Origin of the sequence: Glutamicibacter sp. NPDC087673 (assembly GCF_044743255.1) — a bacterium.
Taxonomy (GTDB): domain Bacteria; phylum Actinomycetota; class Actinomycetes; order Actinomycetales; family Micrococcaceae; genus Glutamicibacter.
In genome coordinates, this window is sequence record NZ_JBIUWB010000002.1 from 553,805 (window position 1) to 576,965 (window position 23,161).

At 60.0% G+C, this 23,161-nt stretch carries 18 protein-coding genes; 12 read left to right on the forward strand and 6 right to left on the reverse strand.

Features of this window, described 5'->3' with window-relative positions:
• The first annotated feature begins 53 nt into the window (after nucleotides 1–53).
• Entirely contained in the window at nucleotides 54–1,265 is a 1,212-nt protein-coding gene (locus tag ACIOTL_RS06970; RefSeq protein WP_332485997.1) for an RNA polymerase sigma factor, read from the forward strand.
• 126 nt (nucleotides 1,266–1,391) lie between these two features.
• Here the strand turns inward: ACIOTL_RS06970 and ACIOTL_RS06975 are convergent, their stop codons facing one another.
• Nucleotides 1,392–1,616, reverse strand: coding sequence for a hypothetical protein (locus ACIOTL_RS06975; RefSeq protein ID WP_105656767.1), 225 nt, complete (start codon nucleotides 1,614–1,616; stop codon nucleotides 1,392–1,394).
• Between the two features lie 221 nt (nucleotides 1,617–1,837).
• On the opposite strand from ACIOTL_RS06975, the gene ACIOTL_RS06980 reads away from it, so the two are divergent.
• Nucleotides 1,838–3,946 (forward strand): type IIA DNA topoisomerase subunit B, encoded by a 2,109-nt coding sequence (locus ACIOTL_RS06980; RefSeq protein WP_105656859.1) that lies wholly within the window; start codon nucleotides 1,838–1,840, stop codon nucleotides 3,944–3,946.
• 70 nt (nucleotides 3,947–4,016) lie between these two features.
• Here ACIOTL_RS06980 and ACIOTL_RS06985 read toward each other — a convergent pair whose 3' ends face one another.
• Together ACIOTL_RS06985 and ACIOTL_RS06990 are read right to left on the reverse strand one after the other, a co-directional pair.
• The gene (locus ACIOTL_RS06985) at nucleotides 4,017–4,979 is read right to left on the reverse strand and encodes a M56 family metallopeptidase (RefSeq protein ID WP_105656766.1); all 963 of its coding nucleotides are present in this window, start codon (nucleotides 4,977–4,979) and stop codon (nucleotides 4,017–4,019) included.
• Between the two features lie 23 nt (nucleotides 4,980–5,002).
• Nucleotides 5,003–5,374: a BlaI/MecI/CopY family transcriptional regulator gene (locus ACIOTL_RS06990; RefSeq protein ID WP_066144398.1), complete on the reverse strand. Its 372-nt coding sequence runs from the start codon at nucleotides 5,372–5,374 to the stop codon at nucleotides 5,003–5,005.
• A gap of 397 nt (nucleotides 5,375–5,771) precedes the next feature.
• On the opposite strand from ACIOTL_RS06990, the gene ACIOTL_RS06995 reads away from it, so the two are divergent.
• The 3 genes from ACIOTL_RS06995 to cydC are packed head-to-tail and all read left to right on the forward strand — an operon-like array spanning nucleotide 5,772 to nucleotide 11,777.
• A complete protein-coding gene (locus ACIOTL_RS06995) occupies nucleotides 5,772–7,370 on the forward strand; it encodes a cytochrome ubiquinol oxidase subunit I (RefSeq protein ID WP_105656765.1) in 1,599 nt (532 codons plus the stop codon).
• 24 nt (nucleotides 7,371–7,394) lie between these two features.
• Complete coding sequence (cydB, locus tag ACIOTL_RS07000) at nucleotides 7,395–8,420, forward strand: cytochrome d ubiquinol oxidase subunit II (RefSeq protein WP_400342203.1); 1,026 nt, start codon at nucleotides 7,395–7,397, stop codon at nucleotides 8,418–8,420.
• A gap of 27 nt (nucleotides 8,421–8,447) precedes the next feature.
• Entirely contained in the window at nucleotides 8,448–11,777 is a 3,330-nt protein-coding gene (cydC, locus tag ACIOTL_RS07005; RefSeq protein ID WP_400342205.1) for a thiol reductant ABC exporter subunit CydC, read from the forward strand.
• A 71-nt stretch (nucleotides 11,778–11,848) separates the two neighbouring features.
• Here the strand turns inward: cydC and ACIOTL_RS07010 are convergent, their stop codons facing one another.
• Nucleotides 11,849–14,482 (reverse strand): DNA topoisomerase (ATP-hydrolyzing) subunit A, encoded by a 2,634-nt coding sequence (locus ACIOTL_RS07010; RefSeq protein ID WP_105656762.1) that lies wholly within the window; start codon nucleotides 14,480–14,482, stop codon nucleotides 11,849–11,851.
• Nucleotides 14,483–14,580: 98 nt separating this feature from the next.
• On the opposite strand from ACIOTL_RS07010, the gene ACIOTL_RS07015 reads away from it, so the two are divergent.
• The 3 genes from ACIOTL_RS07015 to ACIOTL_RS07025 are packed head-to-tail and all read left to right on the forward strand — an operon-like array spanning nucleotide 14,581 to nucleotide 19,067.
• Complete coding sequence (locus tag ACIOTL_RS07015; RefSeq protein ID WP_332486008.1) at nucleotides 14,581–17,241, forward strand: GNAT family N-acetyltransferase; 2,661 nt, start codon at nucleotides 14,581–14,583, stop codon at nucleotides 17,239–17,241.
• Nucleotides 17,242–17,292: 51 nt separating this feature from the next.
• A complete protein-coding gene (locus tag ACIOTL_RS07020) occupies nucleotides 17,293–17,880 on the forward strand; it encodes a DUF5998 family protein (RefSeq protein WP_105656760.1) in 588 nt (195 codons plus the stop codon).
• A gap of 2 nt (nucleotides 17,881–17,882) precedes the next feature.
• Complete coding sequence (locus tag ACIOTL_RS07025; RefSeq protein ID WP_400342206.1) at nucleotides 17,883–19,067, forward strand: alkaline phosphatase family protein; 1,185 nt, start codon at nucleotides 17,883–17,885, stop codon at nucleotides 19,065–19,067.
• Nucleotides 19,068–19,156: 89 nt separating this feature from the next.
• Here the strand turns inward: ACIOTL_RS07025 and sepH are convergent, their stop codons facing one another.
• Nucleotides 19,157–20,224 (reverse strand): septation protein SepH, encoded by a 1,068-nt coding sequence (gene sepH, locus ACIOTL_RS07030; RefSeq protein ID WP_400342207.1) that lies wholly within the window; start codon nucleotides 20,222–20,224, stop codon nucleotides 19,157–19,159.
• Nucleotides 20,225–20,484: 260 nt separating this feature from the next.
• Here sepH and ACIOTL_RS07035 point away from each other — a divergent pair, with 260 nt between their 5' ends.
• Complete coding sequence (locus ACIOTL_RS07035; protein WP_105656757.1) at nucleotides 20,485–20,784, forward strand: DUF4193 family protein; 300 nt, start codon at nucleotides 20,485–20,487, stop codon at nucleotides 20,782–20,784.
• An 87-nt stretch (nucleotides 20,785–20,871) separates the two neighbouring features.
• On the opposite strand, the gene ACIOTL_RS07040 is transcribed toward ACIOTL_RS07035, so the two are convergent.
• Nucleotides 20,872–21,405, reverse strand: coding sequence for a DUF3093 domain-containing protein (locus ACIOTL_RS07040; protein ID WP_133834266.1), 534 nt, complete (start codon nucleotides 21,403–21,405; stop codon nucleotides 20,872–20,874).
• Nucleotides 21,406–21,545: 140 nt separating this feature from the next.
• Between ACIOTL_RS07040 and dut the strand changes: the two genes are divergently transcribed.
• From dut to ACIOTL_RS07055, 3 genes are read left to right on the forward strand one after another with little or no spacing between them, the layout of a single operon-like run.
• Nucleotides 21,546–22,004 carry a dUTP diphosphatase gene (dut, locus tag ACIOTL_RS07045; RefSeq protein WP_400342208.1) on the forward strand — a complete coding sequence of 153 codons (459 nt, stop codon included), beginning with the start codon at nucleotides 21,546–21,548 and terminating at the stop codon, nucleotides 22,002–22,004.
• Between the two features lie 38 nt (nucleotides 22,005–22,042).
• Entirely contained in the window at nucleotides 22,043–22,744 is a 702-nt protein-coding gene (locus ACIOTL_RS07050) for a DUF3710 domain-containing protein (protein WP_105656754.1), read from the forward strand.
• 3 nt (nucleotides 22,745–22,747) lie between these two features.
• The gene (locus tag ACIOTL_RS07055) at nucleotides 22,748–23,122 is read left to right on the forward strand and encodes a hypothetical protein (RefSeq protein ID WP_105656753.1); all 375 of its coding nucleotides are present in this window, start codon (nucleotides 22,748–22,750) and stop codon (nucleotides 23,120–23,122) included.
• Nucleotides 23,123–23,161: the final 39 nt, after the last annotated feature.

The window sequence follows — 23,161 nt, forward strand, 5'->3', positions numbered from 1 at the left end:
ATAGTGGTGTTACCGGCAGGTGCATCCGGAACGCATCGTTAGAAAGGTTATTCGTGTCATCTTCTGAGACGAACGCTAATCGCAAAGCAACTGAGGCCGAGGTTGAAGCGGCCGAGGTCGAGGCAGCCGCCCCTGCAGCGAAGAAGCGCGCTACCAAGGCCAAGCCTCGGACTAAAAAGGTCGCTGCTGAAACTGCAGCGCAAGACGAATCAACCGGAGCGTCGGCTGACGCCGATGACGATGTTGAGCAAGGCACCGATTCGAAGGACTCGAAGTCTGACGATGATTCGAAGGGCTTCACCCTTTCAACCGGTGACGATGATGCTCCACAGCAGCAGGTCATGGTCGCTGGAGCGACCGCTGACCCAGTCAAGGATTACCTGAAGCAGATCGGCAAGGTCGCGCTGCTGAACGCTGAGCAGGAAGTTGACTTGGCTCTGCGCATCGAAGCGGGCCTGTTCGCAACTGACAAGTTGGAAAAGGACGACGGCTCGATGGACCAGCGCTTGCGCTGGGACTATGAGCAGATCATCCACGACGGCAAGATCGCCAAGAACCACTTGCTGGAAGCCAACCTTCGCCTCGTAGTTTCGCTGGCCAAGCGCTACACCGGCCGCGGCATGCTGTTCCTGGACCTGATCCAGGAAGGCAACCTTGGCCTGATCCGTGCAGTGGAGAAATTCGACTACACCAAGGGCTTCAAGTTCTCGACCTACGCCACCTGGTGGATCCGCCAGGCAATTACCCGTGCCATGGCTGACCAGGCACGTACCATTCGTATTCCAGTGCACATGGTTGAAGTCATCAACAAGCTGGCACGTGTCCAGCGCCAGATGCTCCAGGACCTGGGCCGCGAACCAACCCCAGAAGAGCTGGCCAAGGAATTGGACATGACCCCTGAAAAGGTTGTCGAAGTCCAGAAGTATGGTCGCGAACCAATTTCCTTGCACACCCCATTGGGTGAAGACGGCGACTCCGAATTCGGTGACCTCATTGAAGACTCGGAAGCAGTAGTCCCAGCCGATGCAGTTTCGTTCACCTTGTTGCAGGAGCAGCTCCACTCGGTGCTCGACACGCTCTCAGAGCGTGAAGCAGGCGTGGTGGCCATGCGCTTCGGCCTGACCGATGGCCAGCCTAAGACCTTGGATGAAATCGGCAAGGTCTACGGTGTGACTCGTGAACGCATTCGCCAGATCGAGTCCAAGACGATGTCCAAGCTTCGTCACCCATCGCGTTCCCAGGTACTGCGCGATTACCTAGACTAAGAATCTGAGGATGTGGCCAGTAGTTCATTCATTGAACTGCTGGCCACATTTTTTATTTGCCGTTAATGCAAGAAGAAGGTGACCCAGAATTGGGTCACCTTCTCGAATTAGTGGCTGGCAACGAGTTTAGTCGTTGGCGTCCACCTTGGGCTTTTCATAGAGTCGCGAGGACTCATCCTGCCAGACCGAAGTCTGCGGACGCAGTTTCGGTTCTACATCGCGGGCATGGTGAGCGCAGAAGAGCAACTCACCGCCTGTCGAAGCCAGCACGGCTCGCACGTAGGCCTGTGCGCCGCAGCGGTCGCACCGGTCGAGGGCGTTCAGTTCACGACTAGCGGTCGTAGTAGTCATTGCCAGCCTCCTAAAGTTGATGGTTACTCTATACAACCAGCTTGGGCTCCGACTTTATCCCGATTTGCCTGTTCTTTCGCTCACCGCGTAGCGCATGTGGATAAGGTCATAGGAGACCGGCGTGCTGGGCAGCACCGGAAAATAGCGGGTATTCGAACACATTAACGATTAGAATATGGAATAAGACGTACTTTCTCATGCAAGTAGGAGACAACAGCTCAGTGGCTTCATCCGACAATTACAGCGCCCGGCACCTTTCGGTCTTGGAAGGCCTGGAAGCGGTTCGTAAGCGCCCAGGCATGTACATCGGCTCCACCGACTCCCGTGGCTTGATGCATTGCCTCTGGGAGATCATCGATAACTCAGTTGACGAAGCGCTGGGCGGTTTCGGCCAGGCAATTGACGTCATCTTGCACTCTGACGGCTCCGTTGAAGTCCAGGATGACGGCCGCGGCATTCCTGTCGATGTTGAACCCAAGACAGGCTTGAGCGGTTTGGAAGTTGTCTTCACCAAGCTGCACGCCGGCGGCAAGTTCGGTGGCGGCTCCTACAGTGCTTCGGGCGGTCTGCACGGCGTGGGCGCCTCGGTCGTCAACGCCTTGTCGGCCCGTTTGGACGTCGAAGTTGACCGCGGCGGCAAGACCTACGGCCTGCAGTTCCGTCGTGGAGAGCCAGGCAAATTTACCGATAAGGGCCGCAAGAAAGCGGACGCTTCTTTCAAGGCTCATGAGACTGCGACGGCTCCGGGCGTTATCGGCAAAGCCAAGCGGGGCGTGACTGGAACGCGCATTCGCTACTGGGCGGATAACCATATCTTCACCCCGGATGCGAAGTTCTCCTATAAGGATTTGCAGGATCGAGCGCGCCAGACCTCCTTCTTGGTTCCTGGGTTGCGCATCACCCTGCGCGATGAACGTGGATTACCGGATACCCCGGGTGCGGACGGGCCTCATGAGGAAGTGTTCCAGCATGATGGCGGCATCAGCGAGTTCGTCGACTATCTGAGCAGCGACTCGCCGGTCACGGACATCTGGCGTTTCCATGGCAGCGGATCGTTCCATGAAAAGGTTCCGGTCATCGATGGCAGTGGTCGCAGCCATATTGAAGATGTGCAGCGTGTCTGCGAAGTTGACGTCGCGGTGCGTTGGGGAATCGGCTACGAAACCTCGCTGCGCAGCTTCGTGAATATCATTGCGACCCCCAAGGGCGGTACGCATACTGCCGGCTTCGAACAGGCCATGCTCAAGTCCTTCCGCAAGAATGTGGAGGCCAATGCGCGGAAGCTCAAGTTCGGCCAGAAGGACAAGCTGGAGAAGGACGACGTGCTGGCGGGCATGACTGCCGTGCTGACCGTCCGACTGGCAGAGCCGCAGTTCGAAGGGCAGACCAAGGAAATTTTGGGTACACCGCAGGTGCGCCAGATTGTTTCCAAGGTGCTGGAGAAGGCACTCAACGACCGACTGGGATCCAATAAGCGCAACGAGAAGGCTGAAGCGTCCACGCTGCTGGAGAAGGTCGTCAACGAGATGAAATCTCGCGTGTCGGCACGTATGCACAAGGAAACCCAGCGTCGCAAGACCGCTTTGGAGTCTTCTTCGCTGCCAACCAAACTGCTCGATTGCCGCAGCAAGGAAGTTGGAAAGTCTGAACTGTTCATCGTCGAGGGCGACAGCGCATTGGGCACTGCCCGTCTCGCGCGCTCCAGCGAGTACCAGGCGCTGCTGCCAATTCGAGGCAAGATCCTCAACGTGCAAAAAGCCTCGATTTCGGACATGCTCTCGAACGCGGAGTGCGCAGCGATGATCCAGGTGATTGGGGCCGGTTCGGGGCGCAGCTTCGACATTGAGCAAGCCCGATACGGCAAGATCATCTTGATGACTGATGCTGATGTTGACGGTGCGCACATTCGGACATTGCTGTTGACGTTGTTCTATCGCTACATGCGTCCCATGATCGAGCACGGTCGCGTCTATGCAGCGGTTCCGCCGCTGCACCGCATTGAGGTGATCAATCCGGGGTCGAAGCAGAATGAGGTTATCTACACCTACTCTGAGGCGGAAATGACCAAGCTGCTGGCCAACTTGGAGAAGGAAGGCCGACGCTACAAGGAGCCGATCCAGCGCTATAAGGGCCTAGGCGAAATGGACGCGGACCAGCTGGCTGAAACCACCATGGACCTGCGTCATCGTATGCTGCGCCGTGTCGGCATCGAGCATGCGCAGGCAGCCGAGGAGGTCTTTGATCTGCTGATGGGCTCCGACGTAGCGCCTCGCAAGAAGTTCATTATCGACGGCGCCGACGATCTTGAACGAGATCGTATCGACGTCTAGAGCAATGCAAACGCCGAAGTCCCTGGCCCTAACGGGGTCCAGGGACTTCGCTGTTTGCGCCAAGAGAGTGCTACCAGTCCAGCAACCGCGGTGCGATGAGCAGGACTGTCGGGCAGATCAGCAACATGATGGTGCTCAGGAGCACTAGTGCGCGCTGCGGGCGGCCCAGCGGATCCTGCGGGGAGAGCAAGCGTTGCAGCCGGCGGGAGGAGACTTCACCATCTGGCATGCCAACTAGGCCGGCACTGGACGAATGATTCTTTGACGACGAATCATCCATTGCTGCGGCGGTGGCGACAGTGACAATGGCTTTGAGCAAAGTGTGCCTATTGACCTTTTCCAGTGCTTTGTCGTCGGCGAGCATTTCTATCAGTTGGCGCACTGCGTCGAGGGCAAGGCGTGAAGTCGGTAGCCAAGGCAACGCTTCGTGCCACGCCGTGAATGCCAGGATCAGCAGATCATGCCGTTGATCCAAATGGGAGCGTTCATGGGCAATAACCGCCTGTTGCTCTTCGGCAGAGAGCTGGGTGAGCAATCCGCGCGATAGCACGGTCACCGATTGCGAAATCCCCGGCACGCAATATGCAACAGGCATGTCGTGATCAATCACTAGGGTATTTGGCCGCGTCTGGGACGGGTTGCTCAAGAGGCGCAGCAGATGCCGGTGCTTGGCTCGTTGGCGAGAGATGCGCCAAGCCGCTCGTATGAGGGTTAATACCAGGTGAAATCCGAAGAGCAGTGCTGCGCTCAAGGCGAACAGGTGCACTTCGCCGGGGTCGGGCACACTGGGATCTCCCATTATCAGGAGCCAGCCGCCATGAAGCGCGGAGATGAGGTCATCGCCCAATGGGGCCAAGCCCCAAACAAGCATCGAGCCGATCATGGAAAGTCCACCGCCTAATGCGATGGCTTGCCAAAGGAGTACCGCTTGCACTGGTGAGCGGGCGGTCCATTTAGCCTTGGATAAAGCCAACGGCGTCGGCCACGCCAATGCGATAGCCAACGCCGCTAGGAAATATGAGGTGAGAAGCACTCAGTCCCCGAAGTTCTTCTAAATTATGCGGACTTTACTGAGTCCAAGATAGCACGCAGGGATGCTGCCTCGTCGGGGGAGATGCCTCCGATGAATCGTGCCAGGACTGCTTCACGGTCCTGGGCGGTGCCCAGGGCGTCGTTGAGCAGTCCAACGGTGTGATCCTCACGGGAGGATGAAGCTGCGTACCGGTGAGGGCGGGTAGTGCGCTCGCGCTCTACCAAACCCTTCTTTTCGAGACGGGCTAGCACAGTCAGCACCGTAGTGACTGCGAGTTCTTTCGCGTCGGTGCCAAGCGCCGCCAAATCATCACGAAGGTCATTCGCGGTGAGTGGTTCTGCAGAATCCCACAGAAGATCCATGACGGAGCGTTCCAGATCGCCAAGGCTGGCCACTAGGTCGTACCTCACTTGCATTAGTTTTGACGCGGTTGCTTGACTCATGGAGTGCAAGCACACTGCTTGGGTTCTTAATTGTAGCCATCTTTCCACAATATTTCTACGGCATGTAAAAGAGAGGGGTGAGTACATGCTTTACCCGTTTCGCAATGAGGTGCGAGAATGTCGCGGGTGAAACTTGTTGACTTGGGTTTTTTAAGAACCGTAGACACAACCCTGTCAATAGGCTTAGTATTTGCGCCCACGTGCGCACTGGCGAAGTTTCCAGTTTCTGAAATTGCTCATCGTCTCGATTTCTACACGCTGTCGAAATCGTCTATGGTGGCCTTGGAGAACTTTTCTACGGAACGTAGAAAAGTGATTGAACTTCGATCCCACGATAGTTGAGGAATCCATGGATGCTCTAGAGATTGCCCGCTGGCAATTCGGCATTACGACGGTCTACCACTTCCTGATGGTGCCCCTGACCATTGGACTAGGCCTGACCGTGGCCACGCTGCAAACCATGTGGCATCGCACCGGCAACGAGCACTGGCTGCGAATGACAAAATTCTGGGGCAAGCTTTTCCTGATCAACTTCATCATGGGCATCGCCACGGGCATTGTCCAAGAGTTCCAGTTCGGCATGGCTTGGAGCGAATACAGCCGCTATGTAGGGGACGTATTCGGAGCGCCGTTGGCCATGGAAGCACTGCTGGCCTTTTTCGTAGAATCTACATTCCTGGGGCTCTGGATCTTCGGCTGGAAGAAGCTTCCCAAACGCGTGCACCTGGCAACCATCTGGTGCGCATCCCTGGCAACGATCTTTTCCGCCTACTTCATCCTTGTTGCGAACTCATGGATGCAGCACCCGGTTGGAACGAAAATAGTTGACGGCCGAGCCGTGATGACCGACGCATGGGCGGTGTTCACCAACAACACGGCGCTAGTGACGTTCCCGCACACTATTTTCGGTGCCTTCGCCGTTGCCGGCGGCTTCCTGCTGGGCATCTCATGGTTCCATCTCTACCGCCGACGCAAAGAAGGCATCGACTCGGTGGATGCCAACGGATATGTTGTCGTGGGCGAAGATCCCAGCCGCGGTAAAAGCCGTGACAAGGTGGACTACCAAGTCTGGATCAAGTCCCTGCGCATCGGCGCCGCGGTAGCAATGGTCGCGTTCCTCGGTGTGGCACTGAGCGGGCACGAACAAGCAAAGCTCATGTTCGAGCAGCAGCCGATGAAAATGGCTGCTGCGGAGGCAGCTTGCCACGATGGAACAGGCTTCTCGGTGCTGTCCTTGGGAGATATCACCGCCAAGGGTTCAACCAACTGCGACAACGTCGTAGCGGTCTTCGAAATCCCGGGCATTCTCTCGTATCTGGCCAATGGGGATTTCACCACCGAAATCAAGGGCGTGAACACGCTGATTCCGGAATACCAGGAAAAATACGGCAAGTACTATCCGAACGATGAATCCTTCGGCAAGTACGCAGGCCAGGAAATCAACTACTTGCCAGTGATGGAAGTGACCTACTGGGGCTTCCGCTTGATGATCACCCTCGGCGGGCTCTCGGCATTGGCTGCTGGCGTTGCGCTATGGATCACTCGCAAGGGCACCGTCCCAGAAAACAAATGGCTCTCGCGCCTTGCCCTGCTAGGCATTGCCGCACCCTTCGGCGCAAACGCCACTGGCTGGATTTTCACCGAAATGGGCCGGCAGCCATTCACTGTAGTCCCCAACCCGCAGATGGGTGGCGTGGACCAGGTGTTCATGTACACCGCAGCATCGGTCTCTCCGACAGTGAGCGCAGGAGAACTGCTCTTCTCGCTGATCGCGCTCACGACAATCTACGGTGTGCTGCTGGTCGTGGAACTGGTGCTGCTCAGCCGCTACATTCGTGGCGGCGTGGCATCGGCAATGCCGGAGCTTGAACCGTCAGATCATTCACCAGCGGACGGCCCCTCGGACCCGGACAACGATGACGACGACGTACTGGCCTTCGCCTACTAGCGGCACGGACTAAGGAGAACATCAATGGATTGGCTTCCAACACTTTGGTTCATTGTGATCGCGCTGCTCTGGTGCGGCTATCTCTTCCTCGAAGGCTTTGACCTCGGGGTGGGCATGCTCATCGGTCTCGGCCGTTCCACCGAGAAGCGCAAACGGCTCTTGCTCAATACCATCGGCCCGGTCTGGGATGGCAACGAGGTATGGCTGCTGACCGCCGGCGGTGCGACCTTCGCAGCGTTTCCGCACTGGTACGCCTCGTTGTTCTCGGCCCTCTACATTCCGCTGACCTTTGTCCTGCTGGCGTTGATTTTCCGTGCCGTTGCCATTGAGTACCGAGGCAAGGCGATTACCGCAGCAACCCGGAAAGCCTGGGACCTGGCCTTGGGGATCGGATCGCTGGTGGCCGCCTTCGGCGTCGGTGCCATGCTGGCATTGACCACCTTGGGTCTGCCTTTGAACGAGAACGGCGACCGAATCGGCGGGGCCTTCGCGTGGCTGAACTGGCATGCCGTCCTCGGCGGCGCAGCAGTGGTGGCGTTCTGCTGGATCCATGCGTTGGCATTCCTGCGGTTGAAAACCGACGGAAAGGTCCGCCATGAAGCAGGAAAGCTCGTAGGCCGCTGGATGCCGCTAGCAATCCTGCCCTTAGTCGTGTGGGTCCTGCTGGTGTTGCTGGACAACGATTCCACCATCGCCTGGGCGGTGTTGGGCCTGGCAGCGGTCTGCCTGGCCATTTCGATAGCCAGCGGCCGCGCTGGGCGCGAGGGGATCTCCTTCATCGCCCTGGGCGCCACCTTGCTCGCCGGGGTCGCAGCGATCTTCACCGCCGCTTACCCGGTAGTGCTGCCATCGACCATCGACCCGGCCTTCGACCTGACCGTGGCTAACGCGTCGAGCACTGCCTACACTCTGAAGCTCATGAGCGTCGTGGCCGCCTTCGGCGTGCCAATGGTCCTGGCGTACCAGGCCTGGAGCTACTGGGTCTTCCGCAAGCGCTTGCGCGAAGAGCACATTCCAGAAACTCATCGAGTCGTCTCCATCATCAAGTAACCGCATTTCCGAGGGAAAGAAGTAGTAATGCCAGCCCCGCGATTCCTGCCGCGTGAACTGATCACGCCACGACAATTCCTGGTTTTGGCGCTGTTCTCCGCGCTCAAAGTCGTCGGGCTGGTATTCGTCGCCTACGCGCTGGGCCAATGGATCGCCACCATGGCCGATGGAGGGGCCAATAAATCGCACCTGCTGATCCTGGCGCTGGCCGGCGCCGCGCTTCGAGCGCTCAGCGCATGGGGATTGAACGCCGGCGCCCGCCGCATGGGCCTGGGCGCGAAGGAACGGCTACGGCTGAACCTGGTGCGCAGGCAAGCCGCGCAACCGGCCATCGTCCCCGCGGCGGAACAGCATTCCATACCGGTCACCGCCACCTTGGCCAGCCATGGCCTTGAGAAGCTCGATGACTACTTCACCAAATTCATTCCTGCGCTCATCGGCGCCCTGGCCGTCCCGCTGCTGCTTGGCCTCTACATTCTGCAGCTGGACTGGATCAGCGCAGTGGTGCTGCTCCTGACGATCCCGCTGGTGCCGGTGTTCATGGCATTGATCGGCATGCACACCCAGGACACCCTCAACGAATCCCAAGCCACCTTGGATCGGCTTGCCCACCAGCTCTACGAACTCGCCCAGGGCTTGCCCGCACTGCTGGGCTTGGGCCGGGCACGGGCCCACGGCAGCGCCATCGCCGCCGTCAGCAGCAAATACCGGGCGGCCACCATGGCCAACCTGAAAACCGTATTCATGTCCAGCTTCTGGCTGGAACTGATCGCAACCCTTTCGGTGGCGGTACTCGCGGTGATGATCGGCGTGAGACTGGTCAGCGGGAATATGGATCTCGCCGCCGGGCTGATAATCCTCATCCTGGCACCCGAGCTGTTCTCGGCACTGCGCGAAGTGGGCTCTGCCTACCATGCGGCCGATGACGGGCTGGCTGCCTACCAGAAGTACACAGCCATCACCGCTGCCACCCCGGTCCATCAGCTTCGTGCCAGCACTGCCAGGAATGCAGATAGCGTCCTGGACGTCGCGGACCTGCGGATCAGCTACGATGGCATGCATCCAATCCACCAAGCCGTGAATATTCAGTTGCGCGCGGGGGAGCGCCTGGTATTGTCCACTGCCAGCGGTTCGGGCAAGAGCACGCTGCTCAAGCTGATCGCCGAGGCGCACAGCAGCGACAACACCTTCGATCCGGCCTTGGCCACCGGGCGGGTCTTCATAGCCGGCCAGCTTGCAGTGATTAGCCAGCATCCGCAATTCAACGCAGCAACCGGCAACGGGCAACTGGACCAGGACGCCCCCGCGGCATCGGCTGAACTGCGCCGAGAGCTCAGCTCCCGGCTATCGATGGAGTCCATGCTCGAGCGCCCGATCGGTGAATATTCACCCGGCGAGCTGCGCCGCCTGGAAGTGCTGCGCGCGTTGCTGCGGGTTCACAGCGACGACCACTGCACCGTGCTGCTGGCCGATGAGCCTACCGCGCACCTCGATGAGCGCAACGCCCAGCAAGTACGCGAACTGCTGAGTGAACTTCCAGCCCGCTGCGCGATGCTGGTCGCCAGCCACGACCCCGCCTTCGGGCAGGACGAACGTGCGGGCAGCATAGCGCATGGTGCTGGCCCTGCCCACCGTGAAGAATCCGCAGGCAACCGGTCGCGAGCCACCGCGGCAACGCAGCCTGGCGCCACTGGCCAACGGCCGGTGAAGTCCAAGTTCACCCCGATGCGCGACTTGCTTGCCGGGTACAAAGCTGCCCCCAAGGGCGTGCTCTGGGGGACAGTCAGCGTGCTATGCGCCGTGGCGCTCGCGGCCCTGAGCGGTTGGCTGATCGTTGAAGCCAGCTACCAGCCTCCCATCTTGCACCTGACCGTAGCCTTCGCGATGGTCCGAGGCCTGGGAATCGGACGAGCTGCCTTCCGCTACCTGGAACAGCTCGCGATTCACGACGCGGTGCTGGCCTATGCCTCGGATTTGCGCGAGAAGATGTGGAACGCGATGGTGGCCAACCCCGCACAGTGGGGCTTGCTGACCCGTTCCTCGGTCATCCTGCGATTCTTGCTGGCCGAGGTCGATGAACTGCGCGACCTATTGGCCCGGGTGCTGTTCCCGCCGCTGCAGGCAATCGTAGTGTGGGTTGCAGCAGCAACGGCCTTGTACTTCATCCAGCCCGAATTCGGATATCTGGCCCTCGGTGCGCTGCTGGTGCTGGTCTTCCCGGTGCGTTGGCTTGTGCAGCGCATTGAAGGCGAACACCTCGTGCATCAGCTCAGCCACCGGATGCAGATGAACCAGAGCGTGCTGGGCATCTTGCGGCACAAGTCCGCACTGCGCAGCAATCAGGCCATGGAACGGACCATTGGCCGGTTCCAGGACGCCGAAGCACGCAATACGCAGCGCGCTCGCCGGCATGCCCTGGGCCAAGGCAGCGCCACGGCCCTGGCCGCGTTGACCAGCGTATTGCTTGCCATTGCCATCACCGCGCTATCGCACAGCAGCGCATCGTTTACGGCACTGGCCGTGCTCCTGGGCCTGGCCTTGGGGGAGAGCGCTGGCAATGCCCTGCTGGCGGTGCAGCAGGGGCGGGCGCTGAAGGTACTGTCATCGAAGCTGGAAGAACGCGGCATGCAAAGCCACGGCGCACGAGCAGCGCAGCACAACCCGCCGGTGAAGCAAAGCAGGATCGCCGGCTTCGATGCGCAAGCGCTGAGCCTCGGGTACGAGCAGGGAACGCCAGTTCTGGAGAATCTGAACGCCCGCATCCCGGCAGGGCAATGGACGGCCATTACCGGTCCATCGGGTTCTGGCAAATCGACGTTGCTCACCGCGTTGCTGGGCGCGTTGCCAGCGCAATCGGGCAAGTTGAAGGGCATCGATGCCCGCGGGAACCGGCTGGATCTAGAGCAGGCAGACCTGTCATCGGTTGCCTGGTGCCCGCAAGAGGCGCACCTCTTCGACTCCTCGATTCGCCGGAACCTGATGCTGGGCGTCACTGAAGGCCAGCTGCGCAGCGATGCGCAGCTGGAAGAAGTGCTGGAGCAAGTCGGGCTGTCGGACTGGTTGGCAACACAGCCAGAAGGCCTCGAGGCACGCATCGGTTCCGGCGGGCACCAGCTCTCCGGCGGTCAGCGGTGCAAGCTCGCCGTGGCCCGTGCCATGGTGGGCGGCCACCAGATCATCTTGCTTGATGAACCGACTGCCCATCTGGGGGTGGATGAAGCCCAGGACCTGCTTTCCACCTTGCATCTCGCCCTTGCCGGACGAACCGTCGTCTTGATCACCCATGACCAGATGCTTGCCGGGCAGTGCACCCACCGCATTGAACTGGGAAGCCAGAAGCCCAGGGTCAGCGCATAGGACTGCGGCGTCGCTTCCACCCACGGATAGGAGGTGGAAACGACGCCGCGTTCAGTTCTGGCGCTGCTGGATTAGAGGATTACTCCACCGTCGTCGAAAGGCAGTGCGTCTTCGCCCGGCGTGATGGCCGGGGCCGCTTTTGCCTTGGTTGTCTCGGGAATCAACGCTTCTTGCCGCGCGGTTGCCTGGAGGTCCTGGGCAGCAGGTGCTGCAGAAGCATCGTGCCCGCCGGCAATGGTTCCGCCAATGATGTTCACTGACTGGGCCAAAGGCGCGCCCGAACCATCGCGCTTGCCATATTCGGTAGGCAAAGCACGCACTACGCCTGCCGTGGAGCTGGCACGCGCAGGACCCTGGCCGGCATAGCCCAGCTGCAGGTAGTCCTCACCCTTGACGAAACGGTGAGCGCGCACGCCCGCGGTGGCGCGGCCCTTCGCCGGGAACTCGGAGAAGTCGGTGAGCTTCACCGACTGGCCCGAGGTGCCAGGAAGGGTCTGCGAACCGGCAGCGATCGTGGCTACCACCGCGTCGCCAGCACCGGCAGGAACCACACCGAAGAAGATCACCTGGTCATCGGCGGCGAGCTTGATGCCGGCCATGCCTTGTCCGGTGCGGCCCTGGGCACGCACCGCCGAAGCGCTGAAACGCAGCAGCTGAGCCTGCCTGGTCAGGAACACCAGCTCATCGGCATCCTCGGCCGGCGCCGCGGCAATCACGACGTCGGTGTCCTTGAGCGTGATCGCCTCGAACTCGTCACGGTTCAGCGGGTAGTCCGGGGTGACCCGCTTGACCACACCGTTCTTGGTGCCCACGGCAATCACCTGGTTCAGCGGAACCAGTGCCACCGCGCTTTCGCCCTTGCCCAGCTTGAGGAACTCGGAGATCGGCACGCCGTGGGCCAGCTGCGGGAAGCCATGGGATTCGGGAAGCACCGGAACATCGATCAGCGAGATGCGAATAATCCGTCCGACACTCGTCAGCGCTCCGATCTCACCACGGGCGCTGGAAGCAACCTGCGAGGTGAGCACGTCGTGCTTGATGCGCGCCGCGGAGTAGTCCACGACGTCCCGATCAGGAGTCCGGGCGAGCTGCCCCGTGGCCGAGAGCAATACCCAGCACGGGCTGTCGGAGACTTCCATGGCCAACTTGGCCTTCTTGCCTGTCCCGACTTCTTCAGGCAACGCGGTGCCCTTCAGCGGTGCCAGCTGAGCAGACTTCAGCAGCTTGGTCCGGCGCGGGGTGCCGAAAGTGTCGGCCATTTCCCCGAGCTCATCGGAAACCAGGGTGCGCAGCAGCTCATCGGACTCCAAAATGGCGCGCAGTTCCTCGATTTCGTTGCGCAGCTGCTCGGCTTCGGTCTCCAGCTCCAGCGTGGAGTACTTGGTCAGCTGGCGCAACCGCAGTTCCAGGATGTGGCTGGCCTGCGGCTCGCTCAGGTCGAAGACCGTCATCAGGCGTTCGCGTGCTTCTGCGGTCTGCTCGGAGGAACGGATAATGGCAATGACATCGTCAATATCAACGATGGCAATCAGCAGGCCCTCCACCAGATGCAAACGGTCTTCACGCTTGGCCAGGCGATGCGCGGTGCGACGGCGTACAACATCCAGTCGGTGGTCCACATACACGGTGAGCAGTTCGCCCAGCCCCATGGTGCGTGGCTGGCCGTCGACCAGGGCAACGTTATTGATGCCGAAGGAGTCTTCCATCGGGGTGTACTTGTACAGGCTGGCCAGGACAGCGTTCGGGTTGAAACCGTTCTTCAGCTCGATAACCAGCTTCAGGCCGTGATGCCGGTCGGTCAGGTCGACAACATCGGAGATGCCGGAGATCTTCTTGCTGTTGACGCCATCCTTGATCTTCTCGATGACCTTTTCAGGGCCCACGCCATAAGGCAGTTCGGTGACTACCAGGCCCGACTTGCGTGCGGAGATCTTCTCCAGGGCCACGGTAGCTCGGGTGCGGAACAAGCCACGACCGGTGCGGTAGGCATCCTTGATGCCGTCCAAACCGGTAATGCTGCCGCCCGAGGGCAAATCCGGGCCCGGAATGAACTTCATGAGTTCTTCGACGGTGGCGTCAGGTTCCTTGAGCAGGTGTTGCGCAGCAGCGACAACTTCGCCCAGATTGTGGGGAGCCATGTTGGTGGCCATGCCCACGGCAATGCCGGTGGTGCCATTGACCAGCAGATTGGGGAATGCTGCCGGCAGCACTTCGGGCTGCATGAACTGGTTGTCGTAGTTCGGGACGAAGTTCACGACCTCTTCGTCCAGATTAGCGGTCATGGCAACAGCGGAGGCTGCCAGACGGGCCTCGGTGTAACGCGGGGCTGCCGGGCCGTCATCGAGCGATCCGAAGTTTCCGTGGCCATCGATCAATGGCAGCCGAAGGGAGAAGTCTTGGGCCAGGCGGACCATGGCGTCGTAGATCGCGGTGTCGCCATGGGGGTGCAGCTTGCCCATCACTTCGCCGACCACGCGGGCGGACTTGACATGGCCCTTCTCCGGGCGCAAGCCCATTTGCGCCATCTGGAAGAGGATGCGGCGCTGAACTGGCTTCAGCCCATCACGGGCATCGGGAAGCGCGCGGGAGTAGATCACCGAGTAGGCATACTCCAAGAAGGATGATTCCATTTCATTGGTGACGTCTATATCGACGATATTTTCAACGAAATCCGCTGGAATCTCTTCAGACTTCTTACGAGCCATTACTCTGTTCGTCCTTCATCTACTGTCTTAGGGCCGGAACTGCCGAATCTTCGTGTTGCATCTGGGCGCAACGCCGAACTGCCGACTATCCTAAGCCTATGGTGGATCGTAAACTTTCGGCGGCATATCCGGCGCATTGGGAAGCAGATGTTGTGCTTCGCGATGGGACAACTGCACACCTGCGGCCGATTACTCCGCAGGATGCCCAAGCGCTCCAGGAGATGCACAAGCAGCAGTCTGAGACGTCAGTCTACTTACGCTATTTTACGTATAAGTCGTCACTGACCCCTAAAGAGCTCGAACGGTTCACCAATGTCGACCATGTGAATCGCGTCGCCTTCACCGTGGTTCGTGGCGCAAGGATCATCGGCGTCGGCCGCTACGACCGCTTGGATGACCCGAGGGAGGCGGAAGTCGCCTTCAACGTCTCGGACGAATACCAGGGCACTGGTATCGGCTCGATCCTCTTGGAGCATCTGGCCGCGGCGGCCCGTGAAAACGACATCGAGAAGTTCTCGGCCGAGGTTCTTCCAGAGAACCGGAAGATGCTCACCGTCTTCTCCGATGCCGGGTACGCGGTCGCACGGCATTTTGAAGACGGCGTAGTCATGCTCGAATTTTCCATCAGTCCCACCGAGAAATCCCGCGAAGTGACCGAGGCGCGAGAACACCGCGCCGAGGCGAGCAGTGTTGCTGCTCTTCTGGCGCCTAGGTCCGTTGCCGTCATCGGAGCCAGCCGCACCTGGGGCAAGCTGGGGCACGACGTGCTGGAACAAATTGTGGAATCCGGGTACACCGGTGCCGTGTATGCGGTGAACGATGCGGCCTTGGAAGTGGGCGGCATGGTGGCCTATGGGAAGATCACCGAAATCCCGGGACCGGTGGATGTCGCCTTCCTGTGCATTCCGCGCGAAGGGGTCATGGAAGCCATCGGGGACTGCGCCACCCACGGGGTCAAATCCCTGGTCATCATGACCACCGGCTACGAAACTCCGGAAGGGTTGAGTGCCCAGCGTGAACTTGTGTCGCTGGCTCGTGCCAACGGCATGCGGGTGGTAGGGCCGGGTTCTGCCGGGCTGATGAATACCGACCCGCAGGTGAAGCTGTATGCCACCGGAAGCCACCACGTTCCGCCATCCGGAAACGTCGGATTCTTCACCCAATCGGCCGCCATGGGCACAATCATCCAGGGTGTGGCCTTGCAGCAAGGTGTTGGCCCCAGCAGCGCCATTTCCGCAGGCCTGCGCGCTGACGTATCCGGCAACGACGCGATGCAGTTCTTTGAGGACGACCCGCGTACCCATGTTGTCGCGTTGTACCTGGAATCCTTTGGCAACCCACGCAAGTTCGCACGCATCGCCCGGCGCCTGGCCCGCAGCAAGCCTGTGATCGTGGCTAAATCCGATGTGATGGGCCGCCGCCTTCCTCCGGGCCACTCGGTGCGCGTAGGCCAAGCGCCACCAGGTGCAATGAACGCAATTCTTCGCCAGTCTGGCGTGATTCGCGTGCGTTCATCAGAAGAGCTGCTGGATGTCACGGCCCTGCTTTCGGTCTTCCCTGCGCCGAAGGGCCCGAACGTTGCGATCCTGTCCAACTCCTCGACCATCGCAGAGGTGGTGTGCGATGTCGCCGAGGACAGGAACCTGAACACCGTCGTGCAGAGCGAAGAGCTGGACTACAGCATGGGCCAGTCCAAGGCCATTCCGGTGCTGCGCGCCCGGATCAAGGAACTGGTGGAAGACCCGCAGATCCACACCATTCTGCTGGCGCACCTGCCCTACTCGGAGCTGGATACCAGCGCAGTTCTGAAGGTCGCCAAGGAGTTCATTGGCCAGCCAAAACCAGTGGTGGCATTGGTTCCGGGCCTGGCGGATACGAAAATTACTGGCGGCCTGAAGCAGGGGATTCCGGTATACACCTCGCCAACCACCGTCATCGGCGCCCTGGCCAAGGCCTATGGATACCAGCAGTGGGTTGACGTTCCCTACGAGCCGATGAAGGATCCAGCTGGAATCGACGTGGACGGTGCCGCGGAGTACCTTGATGAATTGGTGCAGACCATCTCGGGGACCAACCTGCTGGAATTGGACGACGCGCAGGTGCAGAAGCTGCTGGACTTCTACGGGATCAAGTTCCTGTCCCATCGGGTGGTGCACACCGCAGAAGAAGCTGTTGCGGCGGCCGAAGAATTCGGCTGGCCGGTGGCACTGAAAGCCAACGACCCTGATCTGCGCCAACGCCTGGACTTGGGCGGCGTGCGCTTGAGCATCCCGGACAAGCAGAGCCTGGAAGCGAACTTCACGCATATGAAGTCGCTGATGGCGGTTTACGGCGTGGACTCCCTGGAAGTGCAGAGCATGGCTCCTGCTGGCCAGGCTTGCGTGGTCAAGGCCGTGGAAGACCCGTTGCTTGGTCCAGTCATTTCCTTCGGGCTCAGCGGCGATCCGGTAAACCTGCTCGATGATTGGGCCCACGGCGTGGCGCCGTTCTCCACCCATGATCTGGAACAGCTCATCCGCCGTCCGCGCAGCAGCGTGCGGCTCTTCGGCTACCAGGGATTGCCGGCGGTGGATCTTGATGCCCTGAAGGACTTCATCACCCGCGTCTCGCTCTTCAAGGACAACCATCCTGAAGTGACCGTTGCCAAATTCGCGCCGATCACCGTTGCCACCGATTCGTTGAGCGTGCTGGCGGTGAACATCCAGATCAGCAACGCTGAGCAACGCACAGATAGCGTCCGCCGGGCATTGCGTAATTGAGTGCAATCGCCGAAACGTGAATTGCCTGTGGCGACTGAGTAGAATTGGGGCATGAGTTCTCCAACGTATTCGACCACTCCTGGCGCTGAGCTTCAGCATGATCTGGTCCGTGCGGGTTTTTATCCGCAGATGGTCCAGGATGTACTGGCTGAAGCCATGATGGGCCAACCAGTGCTTGACCACTATGTACATCTGGAAACTCACTTCGACCATACCGAAGTGCACCGCCATATCACCGTTATGGTGATGAGTGAAAAGGTGCTTTTCATTGTGCACGTCGATGACCAGCAGCTTGACGACCACGGCAAGGACGTCATGGCGCAGGTCTCCGTCGAAATGATTTCCCTGGCCCGCATCGCCTCGGTTGCCACCAGTTACGTCTACCACCAGCCGCAGCATTACTCGGCCGCTGACCCGGTCAAGGAATTGACCTTCGGCCTGTCCTGGAACGGAACCAAGCGGATCGATTTGGCCCCTGCCGCCTGCGCCGACCCGCAGTGCGATGCCGACCATGGGCTGAACGGCACCTCGCAGCCTGAGGACTTGGTTATCCGCGTCAGCGCCGAGGCCGACGGCCAGCAGGCCGTGAACAAGGCCCGGGAATTCGCTGTCCGCCTGCGCCTGGCCACGATCGCCTGAGCATGATCGAGGAACAGAAACGCAGCAACCTGCCTGTCCCGGCACAGAAAATCCCGGACGCGCCCAAATACGGCCAAGCTACGCTGTCGGAGATCCTTCCTTCGGCAGCCGCTGCAATGGGCGTTCCGGGCTACGAGAACGCTTTGGGCTTTGCCCCGACAAAACGTGTGGCACTGATTATGGTTGACGGACTGGGCTGGAACCAGCTCAAAAGCCATCTCGGGCATGCACCCTTCCTGCGCGGCCTGTTCGAAAAGGGGCAGAAGCTGGGAACGGGATTCCCTTCCACCACCGCGACTTCCCTGAGCAGCCTGGCCACGGGCCTGGCTCCCGGCGAACATGGAATGGTTGGCTATGACGTCATCGATCCGGCCAAGCGCCGTGTAGTTAACCAGCTCGGAGGATGGCCACGGGACTTGGACCCCGAAGCGTGGCAGACTCGCCCGACCGTATTCCAGAAAGTCGCCGAGCACGGCATCCACGTGGCTACCGTGTCTATTCCGATGTTCGCCAAGTCGGCCCTGACTCGCGCGTCGTTGCGCGGCCCCAAATTCGTGCCGGCGAACCAGCCTGCGGCCCGTGCGCGTGCTACCCGAACCATTTTCGAGTCGAACCGCAATTCGCTGGTCTACACGTACTTCAATGAATTGGACAAGGCCGGACACAAATTCGGCGTGGACTCCAGCCAATGGCGGGACACGCTCGAAGAGTTGGATTACGTCATTAAGAACCTGGTCTCCAAGCTGCCAGAAGAAACCACGGTGCTGATTACCGGTGACCATGGAATGGTGGACATCCCCGCATCCCAACGCATCGACTACAGCCAGCAGCCGGAGCTTATCGAAGGCGTGGAGCTGACCAGCGGCGAACCTCGTGGAGTCCAATTGACCTTCGACACGCAGACCGACGCGGCTAGCCGGTTACGCGTACGCGAGGCCTGGCAGCAGGCCTACGGCACCAAAGCCTGGGTGATGACGCGCGAGGAAGCCATTGAACTGGGCTACTTCGGCGCCATTACCGAAGAGCATGCAGCCCGGCTGGGTGATCTGATGATTCTGGCAGCGGAAGCTATCGCTTTCTACGACGGCCGACGCGTTACGCCGATGGCGTTTGACATGGTAGGGCAGCACGGATCGCTCACTGCGGGGGAGCGCTTCATCCCGCTGCTGGTGCACCGCACCACCTAGTTCTCAACGGAACAAGCGCATACGGGTGCGGGAGCAGCATTGAATCAATGCTGCTCCCGCACCCGTATGCGCTCTAGCTCGGCGGCGCGTCAGGAATCGGTGTCCTTCTTGCGCTTGCCGAACATGATGTCATCCCAGCTGGGGACCGAAGACCGCTTGGCCTTGCGCGGAGCGGACTCCTCGGCATTCTGCTCGGACGGCTTGTCCTCAGTGCTGTTCGCACCGCCGGCATCCTGATCGGTGACGACCACCAGCTGCGAAGTGCGTGCCGAAATTCCTTGCGGAAGGTGCGGCAGCGAGTCCTCATTGTCGGCGTCGTACTTGCTCATGCTGCGTTCGATGATCTCGTTGTAGCGTGACTCGCGCTCCGGATCCTGGTCCTTCGTGCGCTGCCCACGACGAGCGTTCAGCAACGTGACCAGTTCTTCGGTCTCATCCGGTTCCGGGGTGCTGGCTGCAGGAGCCGGCTCAGGCTCTGGCTGGTTCAGCGCAGAGACCGGGCGAAAGTACTCAGGGGCCACCTGTTCGCTCAAGGTTTGTGCCCAGCGGTTCAGATTTTTCAACGACTTGCGTGCCGGGGTGAATGCCCACCGCGCACTGTTCGAGGAAGTCTCAGTGGAATCCGAGCCCAGGGACTCGACATTCTCGGTCGGCAGCGGGGAATCGAACTGCACGGTAACGATCCATTGGCCTTCTGGATCTTTCCAGGCGTTCCAGCGAGCCGAGTCGGCGTCGATGTGCAGCTGGTGCAGGCGGTGGACCACCATGGAACCAAGATCCGCAGGCTCTTCGCCGAATACTTCGCGGTATTCGGCATCGGTTTGTGGTCCTGAAACCTCGACACGACGTGCTAGCTCGGCGATGTGCTCGCGCTCAGCCAGTACCGGACCTTCGTACTTGACGATGTCCTCGACTGGGATATCCCACTCGAGAGACAGATCGTAGGCGGAAGCACCAGCGCGCACTCGCGCTTGAATTTCGCGCGGCGAATGGACCGAGGACTCCTCACGGTTCCTTGGAGCCCGCGAACGGGCAATTTCGGCCATTGCACTGCGCAGTGCATCGTCAACAGGTAGCTCGAAGCTCATCCCGTCGTCGCTGCTGACCTGCAGGCTGGAACCATTTTCATGAATTCCTACCAGTCTCAGCTGACGCATTCCTACCCTCCACACGCTCTATTTCCTGTGTAAAACTCTGCCACCTCGAGGCCTGAATTCCTACCACCGCGCAGGGTGTGGCGCAAGATTAGTCATCAACCTCACGCAGTAATTCCTTGAACCTTCCGCCCATGGCATAGCGTGGCAAGAACGGGAATGGATGACCCGGAATAACGCTATACTTCTATGCCGGTATAAGTTTTCACCTTGTGAAGCAGCCGGCTAGGACGAAGACCTGCAGAAAAGAGCGAAAAACGATTATGGCAAATGAATCTGCTGCACCCGTGGCAATGTCAGAAGCGGAACGAGCCAAGGAAATCGCTCAGCTCAAGGCAGGCAAGACCGCAGCCATGGCCAACCTGGTCGATGAGGCCGAAACACCCTTGGCTGAGGAATATGTTTTGCCCGGCGGCGAAGCATCGCAGGAAGAAGCGAGCATCGAGATCCTGCCGGAGCAGGCAGACGAGTTCACCTGCGCATCTTGCTTCATGGTGCGTCACCGCACGCAGCTGGCCCGTGAAGACAACGGGCAGAAATTCTGCAGCGAGTGCGAAGGGTAGGAAGCTTACGCAACAGTTCTGACAGCGATGGCGTCCTGGACCGGAAGGTCCAGGACGCCATCGCTTTATTCCATGGAGCCGTGAATGCTATTCGCCTGAAGCGTCTTCTGCCTGTTCCTGCTTGGCTGCTTCGGCCTTGCCTTCCTCGGTGAATTCGTACATCACGCCCGAGAGTGCGGCAGCCAGCTCTTCGGGACGGCGGGTGGAAGTCAGCCAGTACGGCGTGGTGTCTCGCTCGTCGGTCACTTCCATGCGCACGGCACCGTCGATCCAGCCACGCAACAGCATGTAGGCCAAGCCGTGAAGCTTCTGTCCACGCTGCTTGAAAGCTTCGTCGCCACGGTAGCCGACGACGTTGCCGATGTACTTGCGTTCAATGCTGGCCCGGCCAACGGTGACCAGATCATCGGTGACTTCGATGGCTGGCACGCGCAGCAGGAACACCGCGACCAGTGAAATCAGAACTACGCCACCGGCAACCCATCCAAGGATGCTGTTAATCGGTGCTACTGCGATACCTGCGGTGATGGAAATGATGATCGGCCAAATCCAGGTGCTGGCCGATGGCCAGAGCTTTTCGCTGTACAGGACGTTCGAACCCTCGGGGCTGGAATTACTCATGGTTCCAAGTTTAGGCAATATTTCCTGGTTCCATGACCTCGGGGCTGGCGGCAGGGGATTGCCCTGCGCGCGCGATAGAGTTAGCCACGAGAAACTATCGAGTGACTATTTCACATAACTCCGGGGGAAGACCTACACCGATGAGTGAGCCATCAATTTCCATTGCCATCAAGATGCTTGACACCGAACTGCCGGTTCCCAGCTACGCGCATCCGTCAGATGCCGGTGCTGACTTGCATGCTCGCGAGTCGCTGGTGCTGGAGCCTGGCGCCCGCGCGCTCATTCCAACAGGCATTGCGCTGGCCCTCCCGCATGGCTATGTCGGTCTCGTGCATCCGCGCAGCGGCTTGGCTGCTAAGCACGGCATTACCGTTGTGAATGCACCGGGCACTGTTGACGCGGGGTACCGTGGTGAGATCATGGTCACCTTGCTGAATACCGACACGTCTGAGTCTTTCGAAGTCAGCCGAGGCGACCGAATCGCCCAGCTGGTAATCCAGAAAGTCGAGCAGGCAGCGTTCATCCAAGTCGATTCGCTGGACGACAGTGCTCGCGGCGCTGGCGGGTTCGGTTCGACCGGCGGATTCAGTTCCAAGTAAGTACCCTTGAGTGCAAGACGAGATTTTCTAAGGACACCATGATTTTCAAGCGCAAGAAAGCCCAAGACCAGCCAGTCGACGCACCAGCTGCTGAGGCAGGCCAGGGTGAGGCCGAGCCGAAGGACGGCCCGTTCGACTACAGCGAGGTCGAGAATACGCAGGAATACCTTGACTTCGGCTCGATCCTGATCAAGCCAGTAGCAGGCTTGAAGGTCCGCATGGACGTTGAAGAGTCCAACAAGCGTGTCATCGCGGTGTCGCTGGAGATCGCCGAGTCGCGTATCCAGCTGATGGCTTTCTCTTCCTCGAAGTCCGAATCGCTGTGGCCTGGCATCAGCGACAAGATCAAGAGCGATATCAGTGCCCAGAACGGCGAAATTTTCACCCGCGACGGCGATTACGGCCAGGAGCTGCTCGCCAAGGTGCCGCAGCAGCTGCCTGATGGTCGCGCCGGGCATGTCGCCCTGCGCTTTGTCGGCATCGACGGCCACCGCTGGTTCCTGCGTGCGGTCATTGGCGGCGCTGCCATTGGAGACGAAGAAGCGGCTGGCATCGTTGACGGGATCCTGCGCACTGTCGTGGTCAACCGCGGCGACAAGCCACTGCCACCGGCCGAACTCCTGCCCCTGAGTGTTCCGGCCAATGCGCAGGCCCGCCCGGCAGGCACTGAGCAGAACCCTGAGCAGAACTCTGAGCTGAAGCGTCCAGAACGCGGACCAGAGATCACCCAGATCGGCTAATGCATGTCGCTGAAGGACAAACCCGTCACTGCGCTGCTTGGCCCCTCGGGCCAAAAGCTCAGCTACCAGCGACTGGACAGCTTGGAACAGCTGCCTGTCAAGGGCAGGGTGGAGCACACGGGCTACATCCAATCGGTTAGCTATTCCGCGCCACACGTCGCACCCACGCTGACCGCGGTGGTGGTCGACCGGCTCGGTGCGGTGTCTGCTCGTCGCGGGACTGTACCGCATGTGCGTTTGGCGTTCATGGGCCAGAAATCCGTTCCGGGAATCAAGCCGGGCGTGAAGGTGGAATACTCGGGAATGGTCGCTCCCGTGGATCAAGTTCCGACGATCTTTAATCCGCGCTACGTAATCGTGCCGGAGGCCCGCGGGTGATCCGCGCGTTCCCTCAAGGTCTTGAGAACGAGAGCATGC

Coding starts and splice junctions, on each gene's coding strand:
- ACIOTL_RS06975 (WP_105656767.1), bottom strand. CDS start 1,616: ATGACTACTACGACCGCTAGTCGTGAACTGAACGCCCTCGACCGGTGC.
- ACIOTL_RS06995 (WP_105656765.1), top strand. CDS start 5,772: ATGGATGCTCTAGAGATTGCCCGCTGGCAATTCGGCATTACGACGGTC.
- cydB (WP_400342203.1), top strand. CDS start 7,395: ATGGATTGGCTTCCAACACTTTGGTTCATTGTGATCGCGCTGCTCTGG.
- cydC (WP_400342205.1), top strand. CDS start 8,448: ATGCCAGCCCCGCGATTCCTGCCGCGTGAACTGATCACGCCACGACAA.
- ACIOTL_RS07010 (WP_105656762.1), bottom strand. CDS start 14,482: ATGGCTCGTAAGAAGTCTGAAGAGATTCCAGCGGATTTCGTTGAAAAT.
- ACIOTL_RS07015 (WP_332486008.1), top strand. CDS start 14,581: ATGGTGGATCGTAAACTTTCGGCGGCATATCCGGCGCATTGGGAAGCA.
- ACIOTL_RS07020 (WP_105656760.1), top strand. CDS start 17,293: ATGAGTTCTCCAACGTATTCGACCACTCCTGGCGCTGAGCTTCAGCAT.
- ACIOTL_RS07025 (WP_400342206.1), top strand. CDS start 17,883: ATGATCGAGGAACAGAAACGCAGCAACCTGCCTGTCCCGGCACAGAAA.
- sepH (WP_400342207.1), bottom strand. CDS start 20,224: ATGCGTCAGCTGAGACTGGTAGGAATTCATGAAAATGGTTCCAGCCTG.
- ACIOTL_RS07035 (WP_105656757.1), top strand. CDS start 20,485: ATGGCAAATGAATCTGCTGCACCCGTGGCAATGTCAGAAGCGGAACGA.
- ACIOTL_RS07040 (WP_133834266.1), bottom strand. CDS start 21,405: ATGAGTAATTCCAGCCCCGAGGGTTCGAACGTCCTGTACAGCGAAAAG.
- dut (WP_400342208.1), top strand. CDS start 21,546: ATGAGTGAGCCATCAATTTCCATTGCCATCAAGATGCTTGACACCGAA.
- ACIOTL_RS07050 (WP_105656754.1), top strand. CDS start 22,043: ATGATTTTCAAGCGCAAGAAAGCCCAAGACCAGCCAGTCGACGCACCA.
- ACIOTL_RS07055 (WP_105656753.1), top strand. CDS start 22,748: ATGTCGCTGAAGGACAAACCCGTCACTGCGCTGCTTGGCCCCTCGGGC.